General features: G+C 67.2%; 8 protein-coding genes. 5 read left to right on the top strand and 3 right to left on the bottom strand.

All coding sequences use genetic code 11. From position 1 onward, the window contains the following. Positions 1-192: 192 nt before the first annotated feature. The 3 genes from mgtE to AC5JJ6_RS30595 are packed head-to-tail and all read right to left on the bottom strand — an operon-like array spanning position 193 to position 2,950. On the bottom strand, positions 193-1,578 hold the full coding sequence (gene mgtE / locus AC5JJ6_RS30605; protein ID WP_496045676.1) for a magnesium transporter: 1,386 nt from the start codon (positions 1,576-1,578) through the stop codon (positions 193-195). 5 nt (positions 1,579-1,583) lie between these two features. After that, positions 1,584-2,321: an HAD family hydrolase gene (locus AC5JJ6_RS30600; protein ID WP_496045675.1), complete on the bottom strand. Its 738-nt coding sequence runs from the start codon at positions 2,319-2,321 to the stop codon at positions 1,584-1,586. Further along, positions 2,318-2,950 carry a MarC family protein gene (locus AC5JJ6_RS30595; RefSeq protein WP_496045674.1) on the bottom strand — a complete coding sequence of 211 codons (633 nt, stop codon included), beginning with the start codon at positions 2,948-2,950 and terminating at the stop codon, positions 2,318-2,320. The genes AC5JJ6_RS30600 and AC5JJ6_RS30595 overlap by 4 nt, the downstream gene beginning before the upstream one ends. A 223-nt stretch (positions 2,951-3,173) precedes the next feature. On the opposite strand from AC5JJ6_RS30595, the gene AC5JJ6_RS30590 reads away from it, so the two are divergent. The 5 genes from AC5JJ6_RS30590 to AC5JJ6_RS30570 all read left to right on the top strand — a co-directional run bounded on the left by AC5JJ6_RS30590 (position 3,174) and on the right by AC5JJ6_RS30570 (position 8,430). Beyond that, positions 3,174-3,875, top strand: coding sequence for a CoA transferase subunit A (locus AC5JJ6_RS30590; protein WP_044428801.1), 702 nt, complete (start codon positions 3,174-3,176; stop codon positions 3,873-3,875). Between the two features lie 23 nt (positions 3,876-3,898). Next, a complete protein-coding gene (locus tag AC5JJ6_RS30585) occupies positions 3,899-4,540 on the top strand; it encodes a CoA transferase subunit B (RefSeq protein ID WP_496045673.1) in 642 nt (213 codons plus the stop codon). A 158-nt stretch (positions 4,541-4,698) separates the two neighbouring features. Beyond that, complete coding sequence (locus AC5JJ6_RS30580) at positions 4,699-5,991, top strand: RsmB/NOP family class I SAM-dependent RNA methyltransferase (RefSeq protein WP_496045672.1); 1,293 nt, start codon at positions 4,699-4,701, stop codon at positions 5,989-5,991. Positions 5,992-6,099: 108 nt separating this feature from the next. Beyond that, entirely contained in the window at positions 6,100-6,762 is a 663-nt protein-coding gene (gene rpe / locus AC5JJ6_RS30575; RefSeq protein ID WP_496045671.1) for a ribulose-phosphate 3-epimerase, read from the top strand. Between the two features lie 6 nt (positions 6,763-6,768). Then, positions 6,769-8,430, top strand: coding sequence for a heparinase II/III family protein (locus AC5JJ6_RS30570; RefSeq protein WP_496045670.1), 1,662 nt, complete (start codon positions 6,769-6,771; stop codon positions 8,428-8,430). Positions 8,431-8,458: the final 28 nt, after the last annotated feature.

The following is an 8,458-nucleotide window of genomic DNA, read 5'->3' as shown; positions in this document are numbered from 1 at the left end:
AGTCCTCACGTCAGCCTCCGCCAGGAGGTACCCGGATCAAGTCCGGGTATGACGGTAGAGTGGAGAGGAACGCCTACGTGACGCGCAGGAGCGCTTTGAATTAGCGCCTGTGAGATCAAGTCTTGGCACGACGGTTTGGGGCAGGACTGCCAGCTATATGGCGGGTCACCCCACCCGACGTCGCCGGCACCCCTAAAGCAAGAACACGCTCGCCAGTCCCAGGAAGACGAAGAAGCCCAGCACGTCCGTCGTCGTGGTCAGGAATGGTCCCGCCGCCACCGCCGGATCGACCCCGAACCGGTTGAGCGTCAGCGGGATCAGCGTTCCCGCCAGCCCGGCCCAGATCATGTTGAACATCATGGCGCTCGCCAGCACGGCCCCCAGGCCCCAGTCGCCGAACCACAGGGTCGCGATGGTGCCCATGACGGTGGCGAAGACGACGCCGTTCATCACTCCGACCACGATCTCCTTGCCGACCACCCGCCACGTCCCGCCGCCCGTCAGGTCTCGCGCCGCCAGGGCACGCACCATGACGGTGACCACCTGCATCCCGGCATTGCCGCCCATGGCGGCCACGATCGGCATCAGGATCGCCAGCGCCACGATCTCGGCGATGGCGCCTTCGAACCGGGAGATCACCAGCGACGCCAGGATCGTGTTGACCAGCGTGACCAGAAGCCAGCTCTGGCGCCGCCGCGCCGTCCGTAGCGGCGACGCGAAGATGTCGCGCTCGCCCGTGCGGGCGAGGCCGAGCATGTCCTCCTCCGCCTCCTCGTCGATCACGTCCACGATGTCGTCGACGGTGATGGCCCCGATCAGGCGCTGGGCGTCGTCCACGACCGGGACGGTGACCAGATCGTTGCGCCGGAAGATGTCGGCCACCTGCTCCTGGTCCATGGTGGCAGGCACGCTGAGGCCCCGGTCGTCCATGATGTCCCGGATGCGGGTCTCGCGCGGGTTGCGCAGCACCCGGCTGGTCGGCACCGTCCCGGCGGGACGATGGGCGGGATCGACCACGAACAGGTCGTAGAAATCGTCGGGCAGGCCATGGCTGCGGCGCAGGAAGTCGATCGTCTCGCCTACCGTCCAGAAGCCCGGCACCGCGACCACGTCGCGCTGCATCAGGCGGCCGGCGCTCGATTCCGGATACGACAACCCCTGTTCCAGGATCGCGCGGAAAGCAGCCGGCATCGCCTGCATGACCGCGATGCGGCGGTCGTCGTCCAGCGTCTCGATCAGGTACAGCGCGTCGTCGCTTTCCAGCTTGGCGATGGCCGCCGCAAGGTCGGCTGTGCTGAACTGCTCGACCACGTCCAGCCGCACGCTGTCGTCCAGTTCGGTCAGGACGGTCGGGTCGAAGCTGTCGTGGATGGCGCGGACCAGCGCCGCGCGCTCCCGTCTGTCGAGCGGTTCCAGCAGGTTGGCCAGATCGGCATAGCCGAGCGGCGTCACCAGATCCCGCACGCGGTCGGGCTGGCCCCGGTCGAGGGCATCGCGCACCTCGTCGACGAACTCGGGCGTCAGTCCGGCGACCCTGGGATCGGGCCTGCGGCCGTTCTCCCTCACCTCATCGGCCATCCCGCTCAATGTCCAAGCCCATGGACGATGCCGGTCAGTTCGGCCATGCCGTCGATCCGTTCATATCCCTGCTCCGGCGGCTCGACATGTTCGTGCGCCCAGGTGATGTGGTAGGGCACGTGGACGGCACGCCCGCCGATCTCCAGCACCGGCAGGATGTCGGACCGGACGGAGTTGCCGACCATCAGGAACCGCTCCGGAGCGATCCCATGCCGGGCCAGCACCCTGCGGTAGGTGGCGGGGTCCTTTTCCGACACGATCTCGATCGCGTCGAACATCTCGGCAAGGCCGGAGCGGGCGATCTTGCTTTCCTGGTCGAACAGGTCGCCCTTGGTGACCAGCACCAGGCGATGGCTGTGGCTGAGGTATTCGACCGTTTCGGCGACGCCGTCCAGAAGCTCGACGGGATGCCGCAGCATCGCCTTGCCGGCCTCGATCATCGCCTGGATGTCGCGGGCCTCGATCCGCCCGTCGGTGACCTCGATCGCCGTCTCGATCATCGACAGGATGAAGCCCTTGATGCCGTAGCCGAACAGACCGAGGTTTCCCCGCTCGGTATCGAGCAGCCGGCGGTCCACATCGGCCGCCAAGTCCTCGCCCAGCATGGCGCGGAACTTCTCCTGAGTCATGGAGAAGATCGACTCGTTGTGCCATAGCGTATCGTCGCCGTCGAAGCCGATGGTCCAGCCCCCCGTCTTGTTCGCACTGGCCTTGTTGTCACTGGCCTTGTTCTCACTGGTCATGTCTTTACGATTCCGCTTTGCAGGATGCCGTCGATCACGAACTGGCAGGCCAGCGCCGCCAGCAGGATGCCGAGCACCCGGTTGATCACGTTGACGCCCGTGACGCCCATCAGCTTGCTGACCTTGGCCGCCGCCAGCAGGACGGCAAGGTTCGCCAGCAGCACCAGCGCCAGGACGCCCAGCACGACCGCTTGGCCCCAGATGTCGCCGTGCGCCCTGCCCATCAGCAGCAGCAGGGACGTCAGCGCGCCCGGCCCCGCGATCAGCGGGATCGCCAGCGGAAAGACCGAGATGTCTTCCTTGTGGGTCGCCTCTTCCTGTTCCGTCGCGGTCGTGCTGCGTATGCCGCTGGGCCGCGCGAAGGCCATGTCGATGGCGAGCAGCAGGAGCAGAATTCCGCCGGCGATCCGGAAGGCCGGAAAGCCGATGCCCAGCGCCCGCAGCAGGAACTCGCCGACGAAGGCGAACACGAACAGGATGATCGCGGCGATCAGGACGCCCTTGATCGCCATCCGCCGCCGGTGCGCATCGTCGGAACCCCTGGTCAGCGCCGCGAAGATCGGGCCGGTCCCGACCGGGTCGATGGTTACCAGCAGCGCCACCGCCGATGTCAGGGCCAGATCAAGCACGGCCGGACCCTTGCCCGAGGAACTGGATGGACATCGCGACAGAACCTTCTAGCGAAAATGAGGGTTTATAACGGCAGCGGCATGGATAAAACGCGCTCATCCCGCCCGCAAGCATGCGTTGGATTGACAGGACGTGCCGCACCGCACTATCCCTGACGCTAACGGCTGAGAATACCGAACAGGCCAAGCGGCGTATCAACAATAAAGAGACAAGGATAAGGGGATGAAGAAGGTCTATGCCGACGCCAAGAGCGCCCTTCAAGGACTGCTTTTCGACGACATGACGATCATGGCCGGCGGTTTCGGCCTGTGCGGCATTCCGGAAACTCTGATCGAGGCCATCCGGGACAGCGGCGTCAAGGGCCTGACCGTGATCTCCAACAACGCCGGCATCGACAATGTCGGTCTGGGCGTGCTGCTGGAGACGCGCCAGATCAAGAAGATGATCTCGTCCTATGTCGGCGAGAACAAGACCTTCGCCAAGCAGTTCCTGGCCGGCGAGCTGGAGATCGAGTTCAATCCCCAGGGCACCCTGGCCGAGCGTTGCCGCGCCGGCGGCGCCGGCATCCCCGCCTTCTTCACGAAGACCGGCGTCGGCACCCTGGTCGCCGAGGGCAAGGAAGTCCGCGAGTTCAACGGCGAGCAGTACGTGATGGAGACCGGCCTGTTCGCCGATCTGGCCGTCGTCCACGCCTGGAAGGGCGACACCGAAGGCAACCTCGTCTACCGCAAGACCGCGCGCAACTTCAACCCGATGATGGCGACGGCGGCCAAGGTCACCGTGGCCGAGGTCGAGAACCTCGTGCAGCCGGGCGAGCTGGATCCGGACCACATCGTCACCGCCGGCATCTTCGTCAAGCGCATCGTCCACGTGCCCGATGCCGAGAAGCGCATCGAGCAGCGTACCGTCCGCAAGCGCGCCTGAGAATCAAGGGGAGGATCGATAAAATGGCATGGACACGTGAAGAAATGGCGGCGCGCGCCGCGAAGGAACTGCGCGATGGCTTCTATGTAAACCTAGGGATCGGCATCCCGACGCTGGTCGCCAACTACATCCCCGACGGCATCGAAGTCACGCTCCAGAGCGAGAACGGCATGCTCGGCATGGGTCCCTTCCCGTTCGAGGGCGAGGAAGACCCCGACCTGATCAACGCCGGCAAGCAGACGATCACCGAGTTGCAGAAGACCAGCTACTTCAGCAGCGCCGACAGCTTCGGCATGATCCGGGGCGGCCATATCGACCTGTCGATCCTGGGCGCCATGCAGGTAGCATCGAACGGCGACCTCGCCAACTGGATGATTCCGGGCAAGATGGTCAAGGGCATGGGCGGCGCCATGGACCTCGTCGCCGGCGTCAAGAAGGTGGTCGTGGTCATGGAGCACGCCTCCAAGGACGGCGAGCCGAAGATCCTGAAGCAGTGCAACCTGCCGCTGACCGGGACCGGCGTGGTCGACCTGATCATCACCGACATGGGCGTCTTTCAGGTCGACGAAAACGGCGGTGGCCTGACCCTGATCGAGATGGCCCCCGGCGTCACCGTGGACGACATCAAGTCCAAGACCGAAGCGGAGTTCAAGGTCGCGGTCTGACGCCCGGCCTTCAGTCATCTATAGGTACGCCCGGCGGGAGGTTCCTTCTTCCGCCGGGACCGTGACGCCCGACCTTCATGGCAGCGATGCCGGACGGATTGCGGCGGGATGGCTTTTCCGATTCGACAAGCCCCCTTCCGCGCGCTAAACCGCGCGGCATGACCGATGCCTCCCTAGCCGCGCGCGGCGCCGCCCTCGACCTGCTCGAAACGGTCCTGCGCAAGAAGATCCCGCTCGATGACGCGTTCGACGCGCACGAGGGGCTTGACGCGCTCGAACCGCGCGACCGCGGCTTCGTCCGGCTGATGGTCGCAACCGTGCTGCGCCGGCTCGGACAGATCGACGCGCTGATCACCGAGACGCTGACCAAGCCCGACCCGATCAAGGCCGGAGTTCTCGACATCCTGCGCTTGGGCGCCGCCCAGCTCGTCTTCCTCGACACGCCGGCCCATGCCGCGGTCGATACCTCCGTCGCCATCGCGGAACAGCGCGGGCTCCAGCACTACAAGGGCCTGATCAACGCCGTGCTGCGCCGGGTCGCCCGCGAAGGCGCCGATATCGTGAAGAAGCAGGACGCCGGACGGCTCAACACGCCGGACTGGCTGTGGCTTGCGTGGCGGACTGCCTACGGCACGCCGCGCACGCGCGGCATCGTCGAGGCGAACCTGATCGAGGCGCCGCTCGACCTTACCGCCAAGTCCAATCCCCACGAATGGGCGACGAAACTGGACGGGACCGTGCTGCCGACCGGGACGATCCGGCGGGCCAGCGGCGGACAGGTCTCCGAACTGCCCGGCTACGACGACGGCGCCTGGTGGGTGCAGGACGCCGCCGCCGCATTGCCGGCCAAGCTGTTCGGCGATATCGCGGGCAAGACCGTCTACGACCTGTGCGCGGCCCCCGGCGGCAAGACGGCCCAGCTTGCGGCGGCCGGCGCCAAGGTCACCTCGCTCGACCGCTCGGAACGGCGCCTGCGCCGGCTGGCCGCCAACCTGGAACGGCTCAACCTGTGGGCCGACACGCTGACCGCCGACGCCGCGACCTGGAAGCCGGACGAGCTGGCCGACGCCGTCCTGCTCGACGCGCCCTGCTCCGCGACCGGCGCGATCCGCCGCCATCCCGACATCATGCGGCTGAAGTCCCAGGAAGACGTGACCAAGCTGGCCGGCGCCCAGCGCCGCCTGCTCGCCCATGCGGTCGATCTGGTCAAGCCGGGCGGCACGCTGATCTACTGCACCTGCTCGCTCCAGCCGGAAGAGGGCGAGCAGCGGATCGCCCATCTGCTGTCGACCGGAGCGCCGGTCGACCGGTCGCCGGTCACTCCCGACGAGCTCGGCGGCCTGTCCGAACTGATCAACGAAAACGGCGAAGTCCGCACGCTGCCGGGCCATCTGGCGGAACTTGGCGGGATCGACGGGTTTTTCATAGCACGGCTGGTCAAGCGGACATGACGCGGGGAAAAGATAGTCCCGACGGTTTAACGCAATTCTCACCTGCATCCGGCAGGATCATGTGTGATCTTGCGCACACCCCACCCGACTTGGTAGGACTGTTTTGCCATGCAACATTCGACACTGATCGCACCGTCCATCCTGTCGGCTGACTTCGCCCGCCTGGGCGAGGAAGTGCGTGCGATCGATGCGGCTGGCGCCGATTATATCCACATCGACGTGATGGACGGGCACTTCGTCCCCAACATCACCATCGGTCCGGCCGTCGTTGCGGCCCTGCGGCCCCATACCGCCAAGGTGTTCGACGTCCACCTGATGATCTCGCCGGTCGATCTCTTCATCGCGGAGTTCGCCAAGGCCGGCGCCGACATCATCACGGTCCATCCGGAAGCCGGCGCCCATACCCACCGCACCATCCAGCTCATCAAGTCGCTCGGCAAGAAGGCCGGCATCTCGCTGAACCCAGCGACGCCGGTCGAAGCGGTCGATTACCTGATCGACGATCTCGACCTGATCCTGGTGATGAGCGTCAACCCCGGCTTCGGCGGGCAGAGCTTCATCCGCTCGCAGCTCGACAAGATCCGCGCCTTGCGCCGCCGGATCGACGAGAGCGGACGGCAGATCGACCTGGAAGTCGACGGCGGCATCAATTTCGACACGTCGGCCGCCGCGATCGAGGCCGGCGCCGACGTCCTTGTCGCAGGCACGGCGACGTTCACCGGCGGGGCGGATGCCTATGCCGGCAATATCCGCCGCCTGCGGGGTGCCTGAGGCGGCATGACGAGCCAGCGCGACACCCTAGGCTGGCTGAAGCAGGGCGCGCGGGCGTTCGCCTTCGGCAACCCCCTCTACGGCCTGACGCTGGGCGGCCGGGGCGTCACCGGACTTGCGGCGGTGCCCAACGACCCGTGGCCGGGCGACTCCGACATGGGAGCCGCCATCATGGACGGCGTCTTCCCCTTCGGCGGCGACGTGATGCAGGCGGAAGAGCCGGTCTGGGTGCCGGCACACGGCTATGGCCGGACGTGGATCGCCTGCATGAACAGCTTCGACTGGCTGCGCGACCTGCGCGCCGTCGGCGGCGACGTAGCGCGCCGGCAGGCCCGGACGCTGATCACGAGCTGGCTGGACCAGAACCACGGCTGGAACTCCGATTCCTGGGCGCCCGACGTGCTGGGCACGCGCATCGCCAACTGGATCGCGCAGCACGACTTCTACTGCCAGAGCGCCGACGACGCCTTCCGCTCCCGCGTGTTCGAAAGTTTGGCGCGCCAGACCACACACCTGTCCAGGGTCGTCCCCGGCCCGCTCCAGGGCTCGGCATTGCTCAGCGCCGTCCGGGGCCTCGCCTTCGGCGGGCTGTGCCTGCCCGGCTGCGACAAGGCGCTCGGCCAAGCCCTGAAGCTGCTGGAACGCGAACTTCCGGCCCAGGTGCTGCCCGACGGCGGCCATGTCGAGCGCAATCCCGAACGCCACATGCTGGTGCTGCGCCACCTGATCGACATCCGGACGGTCCTGCGCGCTGCCCGGCACGAAGTGCCGGAAGTGCTCCAGCACGCCATCGACCGCATGACCCCGGCGCTCCGCTTCTTCCGCCACGGCGACGGCGGGCTGTCGCTGTTCAACGGCGGGCGCGAAGCCGATCCGGCCATGACCGACACGGTCCTGGCCCAGTCCGACGCGCGCGGACGTCCGCTGAAAAGCGCCCCCCATTGCGGGTTCGAGCGCATGCTGGCGGGCCGGACGACGCTGGTGATGGACACGGGCAAGGCGCCGCCCCCCGGCCTCGACACCGACGCTCATGCCGGCACGCTCAGCTTCGAACTGACGGTCGGGCGCGAGCGGCTGATCGTCAACTGCGGCTCGCATCCCAGCCGCTTCGGCCCCTGGCGCGGAGCGCTGGCGGCGACCGCCGCACATTCCACCCTGGCGGTGGCGGAGACCAACTCGGCCCAGGTGCTGGAACAGGGCGGCCTCGGCCGCCGGCCCGGCCGGATCACCTGCGAGCGGATCGAGGGCGACGGCGCCACGCTGGTCGAAGCGACCCACGACGGCTATGTCCGCTCCTTCGGCCTGCTGCACCGCCGCCGCCTCTATCTGGCGGACAACGGCGACGACCTGCGCGGCGAGGACACGCTGGAAGGGCCGGCGGGCACGCCCTTCGCGCTCCGCTTCCACCTGCATCCCAGCGTCACCCCGGCGGCGGTCGCCGGGGGAGACAGCGTGCTGCTGAAACTGCCGAGCGGCGCCGTCTGGCGCCTGCGGGCGACCGGCGCCGTCCTGGAGGTGTCCGAAAGCATCTATCTCGGTGGCGGCTTCGGCGACGGCGACGAGCCGCGCCGGACCAATCAGGTCGTCGTGACCGGCGACACCGTGTCCGATTCCACCCAGATCAAATGGGCGCTACGCCGCGAGAAGAAGCCGCCGCCCCAAACATAAAAACTCCGCCTGAAACTCAGCCATAGCC

Source organism: Skermanella sp., assembly GCF_059503625.1.
This window is presented reverse-complemented; position numbering and strand designations above follow the sequence as displayed.